Below are 18,086 nucleotides of genomic sequence, written 5' to 3' on the forward strand. Positions count from 1 at the left end.
CTCTGCGAGCGAGGAGCGGAGCGAGCGCGGAGGCGAACCATGAGCACCGTGAGCCGACAGCGAGTGAGCATCGCAGCGAGCTCTGCGAGCGAGGAGCGGAGCGAGCGCGGAGGCGAACCATGAGCACTGTGAGCCGACAGGGAGTGAGCATCGCAGCGAGCTCTGCGAGCGAGGAGCGGAGCGAGCGCGGAGGCGAACCATGAGCACTGTGAGCCGACAGGGAGTGAGCATCGCAGCGAGCTCTGCGAGCGAGGAGCGGGGCGAGCGATGAGCACGGCCGCCGTCACGGTGCGGTACTTCGCCGGAGCGCGCGCCGCCGCCGGCGTGGACAGCGAGACGCGCACCGCTGGCTCCCTGGAGGAGCTCGTCGGGCAGATCGTCGACACCCACGGCGAGAAGCTGGAGCGGGTGCTCACCGCCTGCTCGTTCCTCGTCGACGGGACCCAGACGCGCGACCGGTCGCTGGCCCTGCAGCCCGGGGCGGTCGTCGACGTGCTGCCCCCGTTCGCTGGAGGCTGATCCCCCGCACACCGCTGACCACGCCCCGGGACGGCGGACGGTCGAGAATGGGCGCATGAGCATCTGGGACAAGGCCAAGGCGAAGGCCGAGGAGCTGATCGGCCGGGCCGAGGAGGTCTACGGCGAGTCGCACGGGGACGCCGCGGCGCAGGTCGCCGGCGAGGCGCGGCGCCTCGAGGGCGAGGCCGAGGAGGAGGCCGCCGACCGCGAGGAGGCCGCCCGGCAGCACCCCGACGAGGGCGCGGCCCCGATCCGCTGAGGCTACGCCCGATCCTGTTCCGTAACTGGCGCCCAGCGAGGACGATGGGGACATGGTCGCTCCAGCCGTCGCGGACGTCGTCCCGTGGCGGGACTTCCACGCCGCGGCCTGCGGGGCGCTGGCCGCCCTGCACGAGCGCCTCGGCTGGGACGTGTGGGTCGTGACCCAGGTGGTGGACGAGCGGCAGGTGGTGCTGCACGCCCACCCTCCGGACGTGATCCGTCCCGGGACCTGGCTGCCGTGGGCGGACACGTTCTGCCGCTCGATGATCGCCGGGGAGGCCCCACGGGCGGCCACGGTGACCGCGGCCGTCCCGGCGTACGCCAAGCGCATGACCGGACCGGTCTCGCGGATCGCCGCCTACCTCGGCGTCCCGCTCCTCACCCCTGACGGGGAGGTGTTCGGCACGCTGTGCGCCTGGGGGTTCCGCGCCCGTCCACGCAGCGCCGCACGGGACCTGCCGCTGGTCGAGTCCGTGGCGCGCCTGCTGAGCACCCTCATGGCCTCCGGGATGACGCCGGTCGCGCCGCCTCAGCCCGCGCCGGAGGCAGGGGAGCTCTGACCGCGGGCCCTTCCCACCGTCGGCGGGGGGTGCCATCGTGGAGCCCCCGGGCCGGTGCGCCCCGCTCGGCCCGACCGTGCCGACGCGGCCGCGACCAGGAGGCACCATGCCCAGGTCCGCTCTCCCCCGCTCCCCGACCATCCCCCTGGCCGCCGTCCTGGCCCTCGTGGTGGGGGCGGCCGGCCCGGCTGCGGCCGCCCCGCCGGACGGCGTCATCGTCCTGCCCGGTGCGAGCTCGGCCGAGGGGATCGCCGAGGGACAGGGCGCCACCTTCTACGCCGGGGACCTGTACCGCGGGGACGTCTTCCGCGGCGACCTGGAGGAGGGGACGGCCGAGCTGTTCATCGACGTCCCCGACCAGCCCGCACGGATGGCCGTCGGCATGGACACCGACCGCCGGCACCGGCTGCTGTTCGTCGCCGGCGGGCCGGGTGCCGCCCACGTCTACGACACCCGGACCGGCGACACGGTGGCCAGCTACCAGCTCGGCGACCCGGCCACGTCGTTCGTCAACGACGTCACGGTCACCCCCGAGGGCGCCTGGTTCACCGACAGCTTCCAGCCCCGGCTGTACTTCGTGCCCGTGGACGACGGCGTCCCCGGCGAGGCCGAGGTGCTGACCCTGAGCGGCCCCGCGGCCGACACCAGCGGGGAGTTCGACCTCAACGGGATCGCCGCGACCCGCTCCGGGGAGACGCTGGTCGTCGCGCACTCGGGCACCGGGGAGCTGGCCACCGTGGACCCCGAGACCGGGCAGAGCGCGCGGATCGAGGGGGTCAGCGTGCCGGGCGCCGACGGCATCGTCCTGGCCGGCGACCGCGTCTGGGTGGTCCGCAACCCGGCCAACACGGTCACCGAGGTGCGGCTGGCCGACGACCTGGCGTCGGGGACCGTGGTGGAGGAGATCACCGACCCGCGCTTCCAGTCGCCGGCGACCGCGATCCGCTCCGACGGCGTGCTCGCCGTGGTCAACGCCAAGTTCGACACCGGGATCCCGCCGACCGCCGACCAGTACGAGGTCGTGCTGGTCGACGACTGAACGGGGACCCCGTCCTCCTCACCACCCGCAGGCTCGCGGCGAGCCTCCGGGCGGGGCCGGGACGCGGCCCTCAGGGGCAGGCGACCCACTCCTCGTCGCCGTCGGTGAAGACCTGCCGCTTCCAGATCGGCAGCCGCTTCTTCACCTCGTCGACGAGCTCGGCGCAGACCGCGAAGGCCTCGCCGCGGTGGGAGGCGCTGACCGCGCAGGCCAGGGCGACGTCGCCGATGCCCAGCATCCCGATGCGGTGCGACACCGCCACGGCGTGCACCTCGGGCCGGGCGGCGAACTCCTCGGCCAGCTCGACGATGACGTCCTGCGCCGTCGGGTGGCCGACGTACTCGAGCTCGGTCACCGACCGGCCGCCGTCGTGGTCGCGCACCACGCCGGCGAAGGAGACGACCGCGCCGGCCGCCTTGTCCGCCACGGCGTCCTCGTGCTCGGCGACCGACAGCGGCGTGTCCACGACCCGGGCGATCACGGCGCCGACGGTACCCCGGAGGCGGAGCCCGGAGGCGGGATGTCGAGGTCGGTGGGGTCGGCCAGGCCGGTGCAGTCCACCTCGGTGACCGGGTGCGTGGCCAGGTAGCGGCGGGCGCCCTCGTCGCCGGTCGCCGTCTCGGCGACGCCGGCCCAGTGGTCGCGGCCGAGCAGCACCGGGTGCCCGCGGACGCCGTCGTAGGTCGCGACGGCCAGCGCGTCGGGTGCGGCGTGCTCGGCCATCCGGGACAGCGCGGCCGGGGTCATGCCCGGCATGTCGACCAGCAGCACGAGCGCGGCGTCCACCCTCCCCGGCCAGCCCCGCAGCCCCTCCAGCCCGGTGCGCAGCGACGACGCCATGCCGGTCTCCCACTCGCGGTTGGCCAGCACCGTCGCGCCGTCGAGGTCGGCGGTCCGCCAGACGTCGACCGCGCGGGCGCCGAGCACGACCAGCACCGGGTCGCACACCTCACGCGCCGTCCGGACCGCCCGCTCGACCAGCAGGCTGCCCTCGTACTCGGCCAGCGCCTTGGGCATCCCGTAGCGGCGGCCGCCGCCCGCGGCGAGGACCAGACCCGCGACTGCGCTCATGGGTCCAGCCTCTCAGCGCGCGTAGACGGCGACCTCGGAGGCCTTCACCGTCGCCCACACCGCCGACCCGGGCGCGAGGCCCAGCTCGGCGAAGGCGGTCGCGGTGACGTCGGCGACCAGCGGCACCTCGCCGTCCAGCTCGCAGCGCACCGTGGCCCCGTGCGGCGTGGCCGACACCAGCCGGGCGGGCCAGACGTTGCGCGGGCTGCCGTGCGGCGCGCTCAGGTACAGCGCCACCGACTCGGGGCGGACGGCGACGAACACCGGTCCGGCGGTCTCCTCGGCCACCGCCACCGCGCCCCCGCCGTCCAGCCGCACCGACGTGCCGGCCCCGGTGCCCGGCAGCAGCGCCAGCCCCACCAGCCGGGCGACGTAGTCCGTCCGCGGGTGCCGGCTGACGTCGGCCGGCGTCCCGGTCTGCACCACCCGGCCCTCCTCGACGACCACGACCCGGTCGGCCAGCGCCATGGCGTCGACCGGGTCGTGGGTGACCAGGACCGTGCTGCCCCCGAAGCCGGCCAGGTGCCGGCGCAGCTCCGCGCGGACGGTGAGCCGGGTGCGCGCGTCCAGCGCCGAGAGCGGCTCGTCGAGCAGCAGGACGGCGGGGTCGCCGACCAGCGCCCGCGCCAGCGCCGCCCGCTGCGCCTGCCCGCCGGAGAGCTGCCCCGGCCGGCGGTCGCCGAGGCCCTCGAGCCCCACCCGCGCCAGCCACTCCCCCGCCGTCGCCCGCGCCGAGGCCTTCCGCGCCCCGCGCGTGCGCAGGCCGAAGGCGACGTTGTCGGCGACCGACAGGTGCGGGAAGAGCAGGTGGTCCTGGAACACCATCCCCAGCCGGCGCCCGTGCGCGGGCACGTGCACGCCGGCGGCGACGTCGTCCCAGACCTCGCGGCCCTCGACCACCACCCGGCCGTCGTCCGGGCGCAGCAGGCCGGCCAGCACCCGCAGCAGCGTGGACTTGCCGGCTCCGTTCGGCCCCAGGACGGCGAGCACCTCGCCGTCGGCGACCTCGACGGCCACGTCGACGGTCGTGGCGCCGCGGGTCACGCGGACGTCGGCCGTCAGGGTCATGCCCCCGCCCGCGACAGCCAGCGGTCCCGCAGCAGGAGCAGCGTGGCCAGCGAGACGACGAGCAGCACCAGGGAGAGGACGATCGCCGCCTCGGGGTCCTGCTGCAGCGCCAGGTACACGGCCAGCGGCATCGTCTGCGTCGTCCCCGGGAAGTTGCCGGCGAAGGTGATCGTCGCGCCGAACTCGCCCAGCGCGCGGGCCCAGCAGAGCACCGCGCCGGCGGCGATGCCCGGGGCCACCAACGGGAGGGTGACCCGGCGGAACGTCGTCCAGCGGTCGGCGCCGAGGGTGGCCGCGGCGTCCTCGAACCGGGCGTCGGCCGCGCGCAGCGCCCCCTCCACGCTGATGACGAGGAACGGCATCGCCACGAACGTCTCGGCGATCACGACGGCGGTCGTGGTGAACGGGATCGTGACGTCGAAGGCCTGGTCCAGCCAGCGGCCGACGATCCCCTGCCGGCCCAGCACGAGGAACAGCGCGACCCCGCCGACGACCGGCGGCAGCACCAGCGGGACGGTCACCAGGGCGCGCAGCACCGACCGGCCGCGGGCACGCGAGCGGGCCAGCACCCAGGCCAGCGGCACGCCGAGCAGCAGGGAGACCGCGGTCGCCAGCGTCGCCGAGACCAGCGAGAGCCGCAGCGCCTGGCCGACGGCCGGCGAGGTCAGCTGCGGCCACAACGCGCCCCACGGCGCCCGGACGACGAGGCCGACGAGCGGCAGGACGAGGAAGGCGACCCCGAGCGCCGCCGGCACCAGCAGCGGCAGCGGGACGCCGGCCTCCCGCCGCTGTCCGCTCACGGGGCCCGGAAGCCGGCGTCGGCGAGCGCCCGCTGCCCCTCCTCGGACTGCACCAGGTCGACGAAGGCGGCCGCCGCCTCGGGGTTGGGCGCGTCGGCCAGGGCGACGATCGGGTAGTCGTTGACCGCGTCCTCGGCCTCGGGGAACGCGATCCCCTCGACCGCGTCGCCCGCGGCGGCGACGTCGCTGGCGTAGACCAGGGCGGCGTCGACCTCGCCGAGCTCGACCTTGGTCAGCGCGGCGCGGACGTCCTCCTCCAGCGTGTCGGGCGCGGCGGTCACGCCCGCGCCGGCCAGGACGTCCTCGGCCGCGGCGCCGCACGGCACCTCGGGCGCGCACAGGGCGACGGCGAGGTCCTCCCGCGCGAGGTCGGCCAGCCCGGTCACGCCCGCCGGGTTGCCCGCGGGGACGGCGATCTCCAGCACGTTGGACGTGAACACCGCCGGGTCGCCCTCGGCCAGCCCGGCGTCGGTCACCACGGTCATCTGCGGCTGGTTGGCCGAGGCGAACACGTCCGCCGGCGCGCCCTGCGTGACCTGCGTGGCCAGCGCGGAGCTGCCGGCGAAGTTGAACTGCACGTCCAGGCCGGGCTGCTGGTCCTCCAGCGCCTCCCCCAGCCCGGTGAAGACGTCGGTCAGCGACGCCGCGGCGAAGACGGTGAGGGTGCCGGTGAGCCCGCCGCCCGTCGCCGACGTCGCGGCCGTCGCACCGTCGTCCGGCGCGCCGCCGCAGCCGGCCAGGAGGAGTACCGCCGCGAGCAGTGGGGTCCGTGTCCGCACCTGCGGGACTGTAGCCGCTGGACCGGCGCACGTGCGGACCGCGTACTCGGCGCCACACCGAGGGTGCGGCTACGGGACGTCGACGCTGACCTGGGTGGCCTTGACCGTCGCCACCGCTCGCACGCCGACGTCCAGGCCGAGCTCGTCGGCCGCCTCGCGGGACATGAGCGAGACGACCCGGAACGGCCCGGCCTGGATCTCCACCTGGGCCATGACGGTGTCCCGGACGACGCGGGTGACGATGCCGGTGAGCCGGTTGCGGGCCGACGAGTGCCGCGTGGTCCCGGGCTCGGGGGCCTCGTGGAGGCGGGTGGCGACCCGGGCGAGGTCCGCGCCGTCCACCTGCGCCGGGCCGCTCCCGTCGCGGCGGGCCGGCAGCCGGCCGCTGTCGATCCAGCGGCGCACCGTGTCGTCGCTGACGCCGAGCAGCTCGGCGGCCTCGGCGATGCGGTAGGAGGCGGCCACCGCCCGAGCCTAGCCGCAGCCGCGGCGGTTCCCGGTCGCGCGAGGCGCAGCTGCGGAGACGTGGCACCGCCCGGCGTCCCGGCGGGACCGGCTGCGCGGGAGAGCACACCGGCGTTCCGTTTGCCGATCTCGGGGCACGGGCAGCGGGAGCCGGTGCCCCGCAAGAACGAGGACCACCCCGCCGGGGCGTCCGCCTCCGTCCGCACCCGCCGCATCCGCGAGGTGGCCCGCGACCTCCTCGGCATCGAGGAGTTCCGGCCCGGCCAGGAGGAGGCGATGCAGGCCGTCGTCTCCGGGCGGGACACCCTGGCCGTGCTGCCCTCGGGCGCCGGGAAGTCCGCGGTCTACCAGGTCGCCGGCCAGCTCGCCGACGGTCCGGTGCTGGTCGTCTCCCCGCTCATCGCCCTGCAGCGCGACCAGGTCGACCGGCTCGAGGAGCTCGACGGCCTCGACGGCGAGGCCGCGCAGCTCAACTCGGCCCTGTCGGCCGGCGACCAGCGCGGCGCCCTCGAGGGCCTGGCGGAGGGAACGGTCCGCTACCTGTTCCTCGCCCCCGAGCAGCTCACCAAGCCCGAGGTCGTGGAGGCCATCGCCGAGGCACGCCCGGCGCTGTTCGTCGTGGACGAGGCGCACTGCGTCTCCGCGTGGGGGCACGACTTCCGGCCGGACTACCTGCGGCTGGGCTCGGTCGTGGAGCAGCTGGGCCACCCGACCGTGCTCGCCCTCACCGCGACCGCGGCGCCGCCGGTGCGGGCGGAGATCCTCGAGCGGCTGGGCATGCGCGACCCCCGCACCGTCGTCGCGGGCTTCGACCGCCCGGAGATCCGGCTGGAGGTCGACCAGCACCCCGATGCCCACGGCAAGCAGCAGGCCGTGCTCGACCGCGTGCTCGGCGAGGTCGGGGAGGGGCGCACGCCGGGCATCGTCTACAGCGCCACCCGCAAGGGCACCGAGGAGCTCGCCGCCGAGCTCGGGGAGCGCGGGCTGCGTGCCGCCGCCTACCACGCGGGGCTGCGCAAGGCCGAGCGCGAGGAGACCCAGCGGGCGTTCATGGACGACGAGCTGGACGTCGTCGTCGCCACCACCGCCTTCGGCATGGGCATCGACAAGCCCGACACCCGCTTCGTCGTCCACGCCGAGCCCGCCGACTCCATCGACAGCTACTACCAGGAGATCGGCCGGGCCGGCCGCGACGGTCAGCCGGCACTGGCCGTGCTGGTGTACCGGCAGGAGGACCTCGGCGTGCGGAAGTTCTTCGCCGCGGGGATCCCGCCGGAGGAGGAGCTGCAGCAGGTCGCCGGCCTGGTCGCGGCCGCCGAGGCGGCGGGCATCGACGACGGCGTCCACGTCAAGCAGCTGCGCGAGGAGACCGGCCGGGCGGCCACCCCGCTGGCCCGCGACCTGAACCTGCTCGAGCAGGTGTCGGCGGTGGTGCTCGACGAGGAGGGTGCCGCCCACCCTGCCGCGGACGCACCCGACCCCGGCGAGGCCGCGGCCGCCGCCCGCGAGCTGGCCGAACACCACGAGCGGGTGGACCAGAGCCGGGTCGAGATGATGCGGGGGTACGCCGAGACCACCGAGTGCCGGCGGCAGTTCCTGCTCGGCTACTTCGGCGAGCAGCTCGAGCAGCCCTGTGGCAACTGCGACAACTGCTCGGCGGGGCTCTCCCAGGAGCAACCGGCCGCCGACGACGACACCCCCTTCCCCGCGCAGACGCCGGTCGAGCACGCCGAGTGGGGTCCGGGTGTGGTGATGCGGGTGGAGGACGACCGGGTCGTCGTCCTCTTCGAGGAGGTCGGCTACAAGACGCTGGCGCTGGCCGCCGTCACCGAGCACGACCTGCTGCGCCGCCGCGACTGAAGGAGGACCCTGCTGCCCCCACGCCTCGCGAGCTCGGCGCGGGTCCCTGCAGCAGGGCCGATGCCAGGCCGCGCGGGGCCACGAGCGGGTGACCGTGCGCCGTTCGCCATGCGGACCAAGGTCACCGGCTCGATGATCAAGCACGAGACCGGGCGGTCCCTGCCCGGCGGGAGGAGTACACGGGTGAAGGTCCTCGGCATCAACGCGATCTACCACGACCCCGCGGCGGCGCTCGTCGTCGACGGCCGGGTCGTGGCCGCCGCGGAGGAAGAGCGCTTCAGCCGGCGCAAGCACGGCAAGCGCCCGCTGCCCTGGAGCGCCTGGGAGCTGCCCGAGCTGTCGGCGGCGTGGTGCCTGGCCGAGGCCGGCATCCACCCGGAGGAGCTCGACGCCGTCGCCTACTCCTTCGACCCCGCCCTCATGGGGACGCCGGAGGAGTCCGGCCTCTTCGACGAGGGCGACGTCATGCGCAAGATGTACGCGCAGAAGGCACCCGAGTTCCTCGCCCATGCCCTGCCCGGCCTCGACCCGGCGAAGGTCCGCTTCGTCAAGCACCACGTGGCGCACGCCGCCTCCGCCGGGCTGGCCGCACCCACGCCGACCAACGCGGTGCTCGTGCTCGACGGCCGCGGCGAGGCGCACAGCCACCTGGCCGGCCGCTACGTCGACGGCCAGCTGGAGGTCCTGGCCGGCCAGGCGCTGCCGCACTCCCTCGGCCTGATGTACGAGGACCTCACCGACCACCTCGGGTTCCTGCGCAGCAGCGACGAGTTCAAGGTCATGGCGATGGCCTCCTACGGCAAGCCGCGCTTCCTCGGCGACCTGACCGAGCTCATCCGGGCCACCGACGACGGCGGTTTCCGCACGGAGGAGATCGACTTCTCCGAGTTCGCGCCCCGCCTCGGCAAGGGCGACGACTGGACCCCGGACCACGCCGACCTCGCGGCCTCGGTCCAGCAGCGGCTGGAGGAGGTCCTGCTCGACCTCGCCCGCTGGCTGCACGAGCAGACCGGTGAGCGCACGCTCACCCTCGCCGGCGGCACGGCGCTGAACTGTGTGGCCAACACCCGCATCTACGCCGAGACCCCGTTCGAGAACGTGTGGGTGCAGCCGGCAGCCGGGGACGCCGGCACGGCGCTGGGCAGCGCCCTGCACGTGGCCCGCGTGCTCGGCGAGCAGACCGAGCCCATGCCGGGCGCCGACCTCGGCCGCGGCTGGTCCGACGACGAGATCGAGCAGTGGCTGCGGACGGCGGCGATCGACTACGAGCGGCCGCGTGACGTCGCCGACGCCGTGGCCCAGGTGCTCGCGGACAACGGGATCGTGGCGTGGTTCCAGGGCCGCAGCGAGTACGGCCCCCGGGCGCTGGGCCACCGGTCGCTGCTGGCCCACCCCGGCTACGAGGCCAACCTCGAGCGGATGAACAACGTGAAGGGCCGCGAGCAGTTCCGCCCGGTCGCGCCGATGGTGCTCGCCGAGCGGGCGCCGGAGATCTTCAGCCGCGGCCCCATCCCGTCCCGCTACATGCTGTTCGTGCACGACGTCGCCCCCGAGTGGCGCGAGCGCATCCCGACGGTCACCCACGTCGACGGGACGGCGCGGATCCAGACCGTCGACCGCACCGAGAAGCCGCTGGTCGCCCGCATGCTGGAGTGCTTCGAGCGGCGCACCGGGCTGCCGGTGGTGGTCAACACCAGCCTGAACACCGCCGGCCGGCCGATGGTCGACGACCCGCGCGACGCCCTCGAGTGCTTCGGCTCGGCTCCGGTGGACCTGCTCGCGATCGGCCCGTTCGTCGTCCGGCGTCCCGTTCCCACGCCGCGCTGAACCGCCCGGCGGACCCGCGTCGAACACCAGGTGACGGAGCCGGGCCCGCCCAGGTGACGGTCCGGTAACGGTCGCCCCCCGAACGGGGGACGGCCGTTACCGACCTCCGACCAGGGGGTATTCCGGCTCCGGACCGTCCAAGACAGGGCGGGCCCGTAGCACCTGGGAGGACCACCATGTCCGCAGCACCCGGCGACGCCGGCACCGGCCGGGGGGCCATGACCTGGCCCCAGATGCTGGCGCTGGCCTTCGGGGCGATCTACCTGATCGTCGGCATCATCGGCTTCTTCATCACCGGCTTCGAGGGCTTCTTCGCCCACGACACCGGCAAGACCCTGCTCGGCTTCGAGATCAACGGCATGCACAACGTCGTGCACATCGTGATCGGCGTGGCGGGCCTGCTCCTGGCCCGCACCCTGGCCGGGGCGCGCACCTACGGCTGGCTGCTGGCGGTCGGCTACGGCGCGGCCTTCATCTACGGCCTGATCGCGATCGGGAAGACCTGGGACTTCCTGAGCATCAACGCCGCCGACAACGTGCTCCACATCCTGACCGCCGTGGTCGGCCTGGTCATCGCGCTGGGTCCGGTGCGCTCCGCCGTGGGCGGCCGCTCCACCCGCGTCTGAAGGAGGACCCGTCCTCCCCGCCCTGCGCGAGCTCAGGGCGGGGCCGGGACGGGGCCGGCCCGGAGCGGGGTCGTCGCAGCACCCGGAGGCCGGGTCCCGAGCCGGGACCCGGCCTCCGGCCTGTCCGACGGCGCACCGCCCGAGGTCCCTGCCGGCACGGTGACCGACGTCGGCCGGCCCCTCTAGGTTGCCGGCATGGACTTCTCCCTCTCCGCCCGAGCCGAGGACGTCTGCGGCCGGATGTGGGACTTCATGCGTGAGCAGGTCTTCCCCGCCGAACCCGTCTACGCCCAGTGGCGCGCCGAGCGCGGCCACGACGACCACGCCCACCCGCCGGTGCTCGAGGACCTGAAGGTCGAGGCCCGCAAGCGGGGGCTGTGGAACCTGTTCTCCCCCGAGCTCGGCGGGCTGACCAACCTCGAGTACGCCTCCGTCGCCGAGATCATGGGCTGGAGCCCGACGATCGCCCCCGAGGTCACCAACTGCGGGGCGCCGGACACCGGCAACATGGAGACGCTCATGCTGTTCGGCACGCCCGAGCAGAAGGAGCGCTGGCTCGCGCCGCTGCTCGAGGGGGAGATCCGCTCCGGCTTCGCGATGACCGAGCCGGACGTCGCGTCGTCCGACGCCCGCAACATCCAGACCTCGATCGTCCGGGACGGCGACCAGTACGTCGTCAACGGCCGGAAGTGGTGGACCAGCGGCGCCGCCGACGAGCGCTGCCAGGTCTTCATCGTGATGGGGAAGACCGACCCCGACGGCCCTCCGCACCGGCAGCAGTCGATGGTCCTGGTGCCCCGCGACACCCCGGGGCTGGAGATCGTCCGGCACCTGCCGGTGTTCGGGTACCAGGACCAGCACGGCCACTCGGAGCTGGTCTTCACCGACGTCCGGGTGCCCGCGACCAACATCCTGGCGGGCGAGGGCGACGGGTTCATGATCGCCCAGGCCCGGCTCGGCCCCGGGCGCATCCACCACTGCATGCGCGCGCTCGGCATGGCCGAGCGGGCCCTGGCGCTGATGGTCGACCGGGCGCAGAACCGGGTGGCCTTCGGCCGGGCGCTCGCCGAGCAGGGCACCGTCCGCGAGCTGATCGCGCTGTCCCGGCTGGAGATCGACCAGGCCCGGCTGCTGGTGCTCAAGACCGCCGACCTGATCGACCGGTACGGCGCCAAGGGCGCTCGCACCGAGATCGCCGGCATCAAGGTGGTCGCGCCACGAGTGGCCTGCGAGGTCATCGACCGGGCGATCCAGGTGCACGGCGGCGCGGGCGTCAGCGAGGACACGGTGCTCGCCCGCTTCTACGCCTCGGCGCGCACGCTGCGCATCGCCGACGGCCCGGACGCCGTCCACCTGCGCTCCGTCGCCCGTGAGGAGCTGGGCCGGGAACGCCCCCACGTGGGCTGAGCCGGCAGCGGAGTGCGGGGAGCGAGGATCCCTCGCTCCCCACACTCCGCTGGGAGTCGGGACTGTCCGACCCCCGTGCCACGGTGCGCCCGTGCCGAGAGACCCGGGAGCAGACGACCTGCTGGCCGAGCACACCGACGCCGTGGCCGCGACCGCCCGGCGGCTGCGCGCAGTGCTCCTCGACGCCCACCCCCAGCTCGAGGAGCGGGTGCGGCGGGGCTGGCACTCGCTCAACTACCGCGATCCCGTGGCCGGGTTCGTCTGTGCACTGTTCCCGGTGGCCGACCGGGTCCACCTGGTCTTCGAGCACGGCGCCCGGCTGCCCGACCCGGAGGGCCGCCTGTCCGGCACCGGCCGGCAGGTGCGCGCGCTCGACGTCTCCGACCCGGCGGACGTCGACGCGGAGGTCGTGACCGCGTTCCTGGACCTCGCCGTCGAGCTGGGCGCTGCAGGGCGGGCCCGGTGAGCGGGCCGGTCCTCGTCCTCGGCGCCACCGGGATCACCGGCCGGCGCGTGACCCGAGCCCTGCGGGAGGCCGGGCACCCGGTGCGGCCGGCCTCCCCCAGCAGCGCCACGCGGTTCGACTGGTCGGCACCGGAGACCTGGGAGCCCGCGCTGGACGGCGTGCGCGCCGTGTACCTCATGGCGCCCGACGGCGTCCGGGTCGACCCCCGCTTCGTGGCGCTCGCCGTCGACCGTGGTGTGCGCCGGATCGTGCTGCTCTCCAGTGCCGCGGTCGAGGAGATGGGCGACACCCGCCTCCTGGACGCCGAGCGGACGGTGCGCGGCTCCGGGGCGGAGTGGACGGTGCTGCGTCCGAGCTGGTTCGACCAGGACTTCGACGAGGGGGTCTTCCGCGAGGCCGTGCTCGCCGGCGAGCTCGCGCTGCCCGTCGGCGACCTGCGCCAGGCCTTCGTCGACGCCGGCGACATCGCCGCGGTCGCCGCAGTCGCGTTGACCACCGAGGGGCACGGCGGCCGGACCTACGAGCTGCACGGGCCGCGGGCGCTCTCCTTCGCCGAGGCGCTGGCGGTGGTCGCCAAGTCCGGCGGCCGCCCGGTGCGGTTCACCGGCGAGCCCGCCGAGTACCGCCACGTGCAGCTGGCCCTCGGCCGGGACCCGGGCGAGGTCGAGGCCGAGGTCGCCGCGTTCTCCGCGCTGCGCGCCCGCGGGGACGACCAGCCGGGCGACGCCGTCCGCCGGGTCACCGGGCGGGCCCCCAGGCGGTTCCAGGACTACGCGCGCGCCGCGGCCGCCCGGGGGGCCTGGCGCGGCTGAACCGACCGCCGGCGGGTGCCGGGAGCGAGGCCCTCGCCCCCGGCACCCCGCTCAGGGGGTCAGCGTCGAGCCGAACCCGCCCCCGGCCAGCTTCGCCATCAGCTGGGTGCGGTCCAGGCCGACGGCGGCCAGCGCGTCGCCGTCCCGGTCGGTGTCGATCTCGTCGGGCAGCTGCGCCTCGACCTTCTCCGCGGTGTGGTTGTCGCCCTCGGTGCGCAGCAGCCGCAGCAGCTCCTGCTTGTCCAACTTCACGCCTGACCTCCGCTCGGTCGCCGACAGACGCGGTCCAGCGTGGGCCGGGTCACCCGTCACCGCAACGTCGGCGACGCGGGGGTCGTGCGCCGTCCCGCCGGGCGGACGCCGGCGCCGGTCAGCGACGCTGCGCGCGCCGGTACAGGAAGGCCGCGACCCCGGCGAGGACGACGGCGAGGAGCAGCTGGGCGACGCCGACGCCGGCCTGGTCGCTGGCGAACCAGGTCGGCGAGGACACCAGCAGGACGACGGCGACCCCTGCGACCAGCAGGGCCACCTGTCGCTCGCGGCGCGCCGCCGGTCGGGGTGAGTTCATGCGCTCGACCCTAGGACCCCGTCCGGCGGGCCTCCGCGTGCCCGTCGTCCCGCTCCGGGCCACGGCGTCGGGCCCTCGACCGCGCCCTCGGCCGCCGGCGTCACCCGGCCCGGTTCGGCGGTTCCCCCGCGTCCCGGGCAGCCTGCGCCTGCACGGGGTCGTAGGCGCAGGCGTCCCCGACGTCGGTCACCGCCTGGGCGTCGCCCTCGGGCGTTCCCGCCGGCGGCGGGGTCTGCGTCGCCGGCGCGTCCGCAGCACCGCCGTCCGCGGTTTCCCCGTCCGCCGCGTCGTCGGGGGCCGGGGCGGGAGCCGGGGCGGGGGCCAGGGCGTCCTGCACGATCTGCCGCATGAGGTCGTAGTCGGGGTAGGCCGGGCTGATCACGCTGTCGTCGAACACGACGCTGCGGACCTCGGCGTCCTTCACCAGGAAACCCAGGTCGACGAACTCACCCAGCGCCGACCGCGGGATGTCGGTGCTCACGATGTCCTGCGTCGTCGCCGCCAGCTCCTGGTAGCGCTCCAGCAGGGTGACCGGGTCCGCGGCCTCGATGATCGCGTTGATGGTGCAGCGCTGCCGGGCCATGCGGTCGTAGTCGGTGAGGCCGTAGCGGCCGCGGGCGAACTGCAGCGCGGTGAACCCGTCCATGTGCTGGTTCGGCCCCGGCTCGATGTAGTCGTCCGGCAGTTCCTGGCCGGTGATCCCGTTGATCGGCACGTAGTAGTTGACGTTGACGGTGATCCCGCCGAGCGCGTCGACCAGCCGGCTGAACCCGTCGAGGTTGACCAGGACGAAGTAGTCGATGTGCAGGCCGAGGGCCTCGCCGACGCCGAGCTTGAGGAAGTCCGCACCCGGGTCGTCGGTCGGGCCCAGGATGTCGGGGTGGGCGGCCGGGCCGTTGCGGTAGATGGCGTTGAGCAGGCTCTCGCTCTCGCTGCCGCCGTCGAAGCCGTCGGGGTAGACCTCGGCCAGCGGGCTGTCCGCCGGGAAGGGCAGGTCCTCGAGGTTGCGCGGCAGGCTGAACAGTGTCGTGTCACCGGTGTCGGTGTCGATGCTCGCCACGATGACCGTGTCGGTGCGGACGCCCTCGCGGCCCACCCCGCCGTCCCCGCCGAGCAGCAGCACGTTGACCCGCTCCTGGTCGCCGAACGGGTCGGGGGTGTCCTCGACCGTCGCCGACCGCCGGTCGTCGGCGAACACGTCGTCGAGCAACCCGCGCTGGGCCATCGCGACCTCGGTGACCTTGAACGCGGGGTAGCCGATCCCGGCGACGAGTGCCAGGACGACCACCGCGCCGAGGAACTTCCGGCCACCGGACGTGCGCTCCGGCAGCAGCGACCGGTAACCGGCGACGACGACGATCATCCACAGCAACGCCACCGCGACGACCCCGGTCAGCACCCAGGTCAGGGAGGCCGAGTCGACGGCGATCTGCACCGCGGTGCGCCGTCCGGCGGTGGCCAGCCAGGCCGCTGCGCCGACGAGGAGGACGAACAGCGCGAGGACGACGGCGCCGAGCTTGCGCCGGCCCGCCGCGAGGAACGCCGTCCCCGGCAGGATCGCGCCGAGGACGGTCAGACCCAGCACGGACCGGAAGGGTCGCCGCTCCTCGCCCGTACGGTCGTAGACCGGCCCGTGCGGCGGCGGGAGGGGTCTCTTGGGCCCGATGGGACGGGTCGCGTCCTCGTGCTCGCTCACGGGCACGCCTCCGCAGGACGGATCCGGGTCATCCGGCCATGGTCCCACTCCTACCCCACCTGTACCGCCCGTCGCTCGCGCCCCACCCCGGGCGTTCCCGAACGGGGTACCCGAGGCGTGACGCCGTTCCCACCCGCCCACCGTCCGAGGGAGGTCAGCGCGGGAGGCGGCTCGTCGCCCCGACGACCACGTCCCGCTCCGGTCCAGTGACGAGCGGGGCCCGCAGGGTCCCCGAGGAACGCAGGTCCGCAGGGCTCGACGCGGGTCCCGGGGCACCTGGCCGCGGTGTCGGCCGGTAGGCCGACAATGACGCCGTGCGCCTGGCGACCTGGAACGTGAACTCCATCCGCAGCCGTGCCGACCGGGTGGTCGCCTGGCTGCAGCGCTCGGACGTCGACGTCCTCGCGCTGCAGGAGACCAAGTGCCGCGACGACCAGTTCCCCGAGTCGCGCTTCACCGACCTCGGCTACCAGGTCGCCCACGTGGGCTACTCGCAGTGGAACGGCGTGGCGATCCTGTCCCGGGTCGGCCTGGACGACGTCGAGATCGGGTTCCCCGGCCAGCCCTGCTGGGGTGAGGACCCCGACACCGAGGCGCGCGCGCTGGGCGCCACCTGCGGCGGGGTCCGGGTGTGGAGCCTCTACGTGCCCAACGGCCGGACGCTCACCGACCCGCACTACGAGTACAAGCTGCGCTGGCTGGAGGCGCTGCGGACGACGGCGGCCGACTGGCTCGTCGAGGACCCCGCCGCACCGGTCGCGCTGGTCGGCGACTGGAACATCGCCCCGCAGGACGACGACGTGTGGGACATGCGGGTGTTCGCCCACTCCACGCACGTCTCCGAGCCCGAGCGCGCGGCCTTCCGGGCCGTCGTCGACGCCGGGTACGCCGACGTCGTCCGCGGGTACGCCCCGGGGCCCGGCGTCTACACCTACTGGGACTACACCCAGCTGCGCTTCCCCCGCCGCGAGGGCATGCGGATCGACTTCGTCCTCGGCTCCCCCGCGCTGGCCGGCCGCGTCACCGGCGCGCGCATCGACCGCGAGGAGCGCAAGGGCAAGGGCGCCAGCGACCACGCGCCCGTGGTGGTCGACCTCACGGACTGAGCTGCACCGACGCCGGCTCCGCGGGTGTTGTACGGGGTGATGACCCCCGTCCTCGACGCCCCCGTCCCCACCCGCCTCTGGACGCCGTCGCGCGTCCTGGTGACCCGCTCAGCCGCCGAGCGTCCGCACGGCCGGCGCATCCTCGCCCGCCTCGAGGCCGCCGGCGTCTCCGACGTCGAGATGCTGCGCGGCGACCGGTTGCCCAACCTGCGCGGGGACGGCGACCGCGCGGCGTTCATGCGCGCCAAGGACACCCTCGCCGTCGTCGTCGGCGCCCCGTCCCGCCGCCGGCTGCAGCCGATCCCGCCGTCCGCGGACTGGCGGTTCGACCTGGCCGAGGGCTGCCCGGCCCACTGCCAGTACTGCTACCTCGCCGGCTCGCTGTCCGGCCCGCCGGTCACCCGCGTCTTCGCCGACCTCGACGACGTCCTCGCCGGCCTGGACCGGTACGTCGGGCACGGCTCGGTCACCTCGGGCACGGTCGAGCGCGGTGGCGAGGGGACGACGTTCGAGGCCTCCTGCTACACCGACCCGCTGGCCCTCGAACACCTCACCGGTGGGCTGGCCACGGCGATCACCCACTTCGGCACCCACGAGTGGCCCGGGCCGGTCCAGCTGCGCGCGACGACGAAGTTCGACGACGTCACGGGACTGCTCGACCTGCCGCACGGCGGGCGCACCCGGCTGCGCTTCTCGGTCAACGCCGCCTCGGTGGCGCGCCGGTTCGAGGGGGCCACCTCCCCCGTCGCCGGCCGTGTCGCCGCGTTGGCCGCCGTCGCCCGCGCCGGGTACCCGGTCGGGCTGACCATCGCGCCGATCATGCCCGTCGAGGGCTGGCGCGAGGAGTACGGCGAGCTGCTCGATGCCGTGGCCGGGGCGCTGCCCGCCGGCGCCGACCTCACCGTCGAGTGCATCACCCACCGGTTCACGCCCGGCAGCAAGGCCACGCTCACCGAGTGGTACCCGCGGACGAGGCTCGAGATGGAGGAGTCCCGCCGCACCGCCAAGCGCGGGAAGTTCGGGTCGGTCAAGCACGTCTACCCGCGGGAGACGATGGCCGAGCTGCGTGGCTGGTTCGAGGCCGCGGTGGCCGACCGGCTGCCCGGCGCCCGCCTGCTCTACTGGACCTGACGGAGCCCTCGTCCTCCCCACGGGA

General features: G+C 74.9%; 21 protein-coding genes and 1 pseudogene. 12 read left to right on the plus strand and 10 right to left on the minus strand.

The features are described from left to right. The first annotated feature begins 267 nt into the window (after nt 1–267). From ACI79I_RS04410 to ACI79I_RS04425, 4 genes are all read left to right on the plus strand, one after another. Nucleotides 268–519: a MoaD/ThiS family protein gene (locus tag ACI79I_RS04410; protein WP_456945879.1), complete on the plus strand. Its 252-nt coding sequence runs from the start codon at nt 268–270 to the stop codon at nt 517–519. 55 nt (nt 520–574) lie between these two features. Beyond that, entirely contained in the window at nt 575–778 is a 204-nt protein-coding gene (locus tag ACI79I_RS04415) for a hypothetical protein (protein WP_456945880.1), read from the plus strand. Nucleotides 779–830: 52 nt separating this feature from the next. Continuing rightward, on the plus strand, nt 831–1,340 hold the full coding sequence (locus ACI79I_RS04420; protein ID WP_456991061.1) for a GAF domain-containing protein: 510 nt from the start codon (nt 831–833) through the stop codon (nt 1,338–1,340). Nucleotides 1,341–1,446: 106 nt separating this feature from the next. Further along, nucleotides 1,447–2,379: an SMP-30/gluconolactonase/LRE family protein gene (locus tag ACI79I_RS04425; protein ID WP_456991063.1), complete on the plus strand. Its 933-nt coding sequence runs from the start codon at nt 1,447–1,449 to the stop codon at nt 2,377–2,379. A gap of 70 nt (nt 2,380–2,449) precedes the next feature. Here the strand turns inward: ACI79I_RS04425 and ACI79I_RS04430 are convergent, their stop codons facing one another. From ACI79I_RS04430 to ACI79I_RS04460, 7 genes and pseudogenes are all read right to left on the minus strand, one after another. Next, nucleotides 2,450–2,860 carry a molybdenum cofactor biosynthesis protein MoaE gene (locus ACI79I_RS04430; RefSeq protein ID WP_456991064.1) on the minus strand — a complete coding sequence of 137 codons (411 nt, stop codon included), beginning with the start codon at nt 2,858–2,860 and terminating at the stop codon, nt 2,450–2,452. Next, complete coding sequence (locus ACI79I_RS04435) at nt 2,857–3,450, minus strand: nucleotidyltransferase family protein (RefSeq protein WP_456991065.1); 594 nt, start codon at nt 3,448–3,450, stop codon at nt 2,857–2,859. Before ACI79I_RS04435 ends, ACI79I_RS04430 begins: the two co-directional genes overlap by 4 nt. A gap of 12 nt (nt 3,451–3,462) precedes the next feature. Next, the gene (locus ACI79I_RS04440; protein ID WP_456991315.1) at nt 3,463–3,918 is read right to left on the minus strand and encodes a TOBE-like domain-containing protein; all 456 of its coding nucleotides are present in this window, start codon (nt 3,916–3,918) and stop codon (nt 3,463–3,465) included. A 120-nt stretch (nt 3,919–4,038) separates the two neighbouring features. Beyond that, nucleotides 4,039–4,503 (minus strand): annotated as a pseudogene (locus ACI79I_RS04445) (ATP-binding cassette domain-containing protein); the annotation flags it as partial. A gap of 11 nt (nt 4,504–4,514) precedes the next feature. Further along, a complete protein-coding gene (locus ACI79I_RS04450) occupies nt 4,515–5,318 on the minus strand; it encodes an ABC transporter permease (protein WP_456991066.1) in 804 nt (267 codons plus the stop codon). Then, nucleotides 5,315–6,097: a molybdate ABC transporter substrate-binding protein gene (gene modA / locus ACI79I_RS04455; protein ID WP_456991067.1), complete on the minus strand. Its 783-nt coding sequence runs from the start codon at nt 6,095–6,097 to the stop codon at nt 5,315–5,317. The genes ACI79I_RS04450 and modA overlap by 4 nt, the downstream gene beginning before the upstream one ends. A gap of 69 nt (nt 6,098–6,166) precedes the next feature. Then, nucleotides 6,167–6,562, minus strand: a complete 396-nt coding sequence (locus ACI79I_RS04460) for a TOBE domain-containing protein (protein WP_456991068.1) — start codon at nt 6,560–6,562, stop codon at nt 6,167–6,169. Between the two features lie 153 nt (nt 6,563–6,715). Here ACI79I_RS04460 and ACI79I_RS04465 point away from each other — a divergent pair, with 153 nt between their 5' ends. From ACI79I_RS04465 to ACI79I_RS04490, 6 genes are all read left to right on the plus strand, one after another. Then, nucleotides 6,716–8,422 carry a RecQ family ATP-dependent DNA helicase gene (locus ACI79I_RS04465; RefSeq protein ID WP_456991069.1) on the plus strand — a complete coding sequence of 569 codons (1,707 nt, stop codon included), beginning with the start codon at nt 6,716–6,718 and terminating at the stop codon, nt 8,420–8,422. 108 nt (nt 8,423–8,530) lie between these two features. Further along, on the plus strand, nt 8,531–10,249 hold the full coding sequence (locus ACI79I_RS04470) for a carbamoyltransferase family protein (protein WP_456991070.1): 1,719 nt from the start codon (nt 8,531–8,533) through the stop codon (nt 10,247–10,249). A 176-nt stretch (nt 10,250–10,425) separates the two neighbouring features. Further along, a complete protein-coding gene (locus ACI79I_RS04475) occupies nt 10,426–10,875 on the plus strand; it encodes a DUF4383 domain-containing protein (protein ID WP_456991071.1) in 450 nt (149 codons plus the stop codon). 195 nt (nt 10,876–11,070) lie between these two features. Further along, a complete protein-coding gene (locus ACI79I_RS04480) occupies nt 11,071–12,282 on the plus strand; it encodes an acyl-CoA dehydrogenase family protein (protein WP_456991072.1) in 1,212 nt (403 codons plus the stop codon). A gap of 91 nt (nt 12,283–12,373) precedes the next feature. After that, a complete protein-coding gene (locus ACI79I_RS04485; protein ID WP_456991073.1) occupies nt 12,374–12,748 on the plus strand; it encodes a DUF1801 domain-containing protein in 375 nt (124 codons plus the stop codon). Then, nucleotides 12,745–13,560 carry an NAD(P)H-binding protein gene (locus ACI79I_RS04490; protein WP_456991074.1) on the plus strand — a complete coding sequence of 272 codons (816 nt, stop codon included), beginning with the start codon at nt 12,745–12,747 and terminating at the stop codon, nt 13,558–13,560. The genes ACI79I_RS04485 and ACI79I_RS04490 overlap by 4 nt, the downstream gene beginning before the upstream one ends. Before the next feature lie 51 nt (nt 13,561–13,611). Here ACI79I_RS04490 and ACI79I_RS04495 read toward each other — a convergent pair whose 3' ends face one another. The 3 genes from ACI79I_RS04495 to ACI79I_RS04505 form a co-directional block, all read right to left on the minus strand. Next, nucleotides 13,612–13,812: a hypothetical protein gene (locus ACI79I_RS04495; protein WP_456991075.1), complete on the minus strand. Its 201-nt coding sequence runs from the start codon at nt 13,810–13,812 to the stop codon at nt 13,612–13,614. A gap of 118 nt (nt 13,813–13,930) precedes the next feature. After that, nucleotides 13,931–14,128 (minus strand): hypothetical protein, encoded by a 198-nt coding sequence (locus tag ACI79I_RS04500; protein ID WP_456991076.1) that lies wholly within the window; start codon nt 14,126–14,128, stop codon nt 13,931–13,933. Between the two features lie 100 nt (nt 14,129–14,228). Further along, nucleotides 14,229–15,713 (minus strand): LCP family protein, encoded by a 1,485-nt coding sequence (locus ACI79I_RS04505; protein ID WP_456991077.1) that lies wholly within the window; start codon nt 15,711–15,713, stop codon nt 14,229–14,231. A 425-nt stretch (nt 15,714–16,138) separates the two neighbouring features. Between ACI79I_RS04505 and ACI79I_RS04510 the strand changes: the two genes are divergently transcribed. Both ACI79I_RS04510 and ACI79I_RS04515 read left to right on the plus strand, forming a co-directional pair. Continuing rightward, nucleotides 16,139–16,930, plus strand: coding sequence for an exodeoxyribonuclease III (locus tag ACI79I_RS04510; RefSeq protein ID WP_456991078.1), 792 nt, complete (start codon nt 16,139–16,141; stop codon nt 16,928–16,930). 24 nt (nt 16,931–16,954) lie between these two features. Next, on the plus strand, nt 16,955–18,061 hold the full coding sequence (locus tag ACI79I_RS04515) for a spore photoproduct lyase family protein (RefSeq protein WP_456991079.1): 1,107 nt from the start codon (nt 16,955–16,957) through the stop codon (nt 18,059–18,061). The last annotated feature ends 25 nt before the right edge of the window (nt 18,062–18,086 follow it).

Source organism: Geodermatophilus sp. SYSU D01105, assembly GCF_054050095.1.

Coding starts and splice junctions, on each gene's coding strand:
- ACI79I_RS04410 (WP_456945879.1), top strand. CDS start 268: ATGAGCACGGCCGCCGTCACGGTGCGGTACTTCGCCGGAGCGCGCGCC.
- ACI79I_RS04415 (WP_456945880.1), top strand. CDS start 575: ATGAGCATCTGGGACAAGGCCAAGGCGAAGGCCGAGGAGCTGATCGGC.
- ACI79I_RS04420 (WP_456991061.1), top strand. CDS start 831: ATGGTCGCTCCAGCCGTCGCGGACGTCGTCCCGTGGCGGGACTTCCAC.
- ACI79I_RS04425 (WP_456991063.1), top strand. CDS start 1,447: ATGCCCAGGTCCGCTCTCCCCCGCTCCCCGACCATCCCCCTGGCCGCC.
- ACI79I_RS04435 (WP_456991065.1), bottom strand. CDS start 3,450: ATGAGCGCAGTCGCGGGTCTGGTCCTCGCCGCGGGCGGCGGCCGCCGC.
- ACI79I_RS04440 (WP_456991315.1), bottom strand. CDS start 3,918: ATGGCGCTGGCCGACCGGGTCGTGGTCGTCGAGGAGGGCCGGGTGGTG.
- ACI79I_RS04470 (WP_456991070.1), top strand. CDS start 8,531: ATGCGGACCAAGGTCACCGGCTCGATGATCAAGCACGAGACCGGGCGG.
- ACI79I_RS04475 (WP_456991071.1), top strand. CDS start 10,426: ATGTCCGCAGCACCCGGCGACGCCGGCACCGGCCGGGGGGCCATGACC.
- ACI79I_RS04480 (WP_456991072.1), top strand. CDS start 11,071: ATGGACTTCTCCCTCTCCGCCCGAGCCGAGGACGTCTGCGGCCGGATG.
- ACI79I_RS04500 (WP_456991076.1), bottom strand. CDS start 14,128: ATGAACTCACCCCGACCGGCGGCGCGCCGCGAGCGACAGGTGGCCCTG.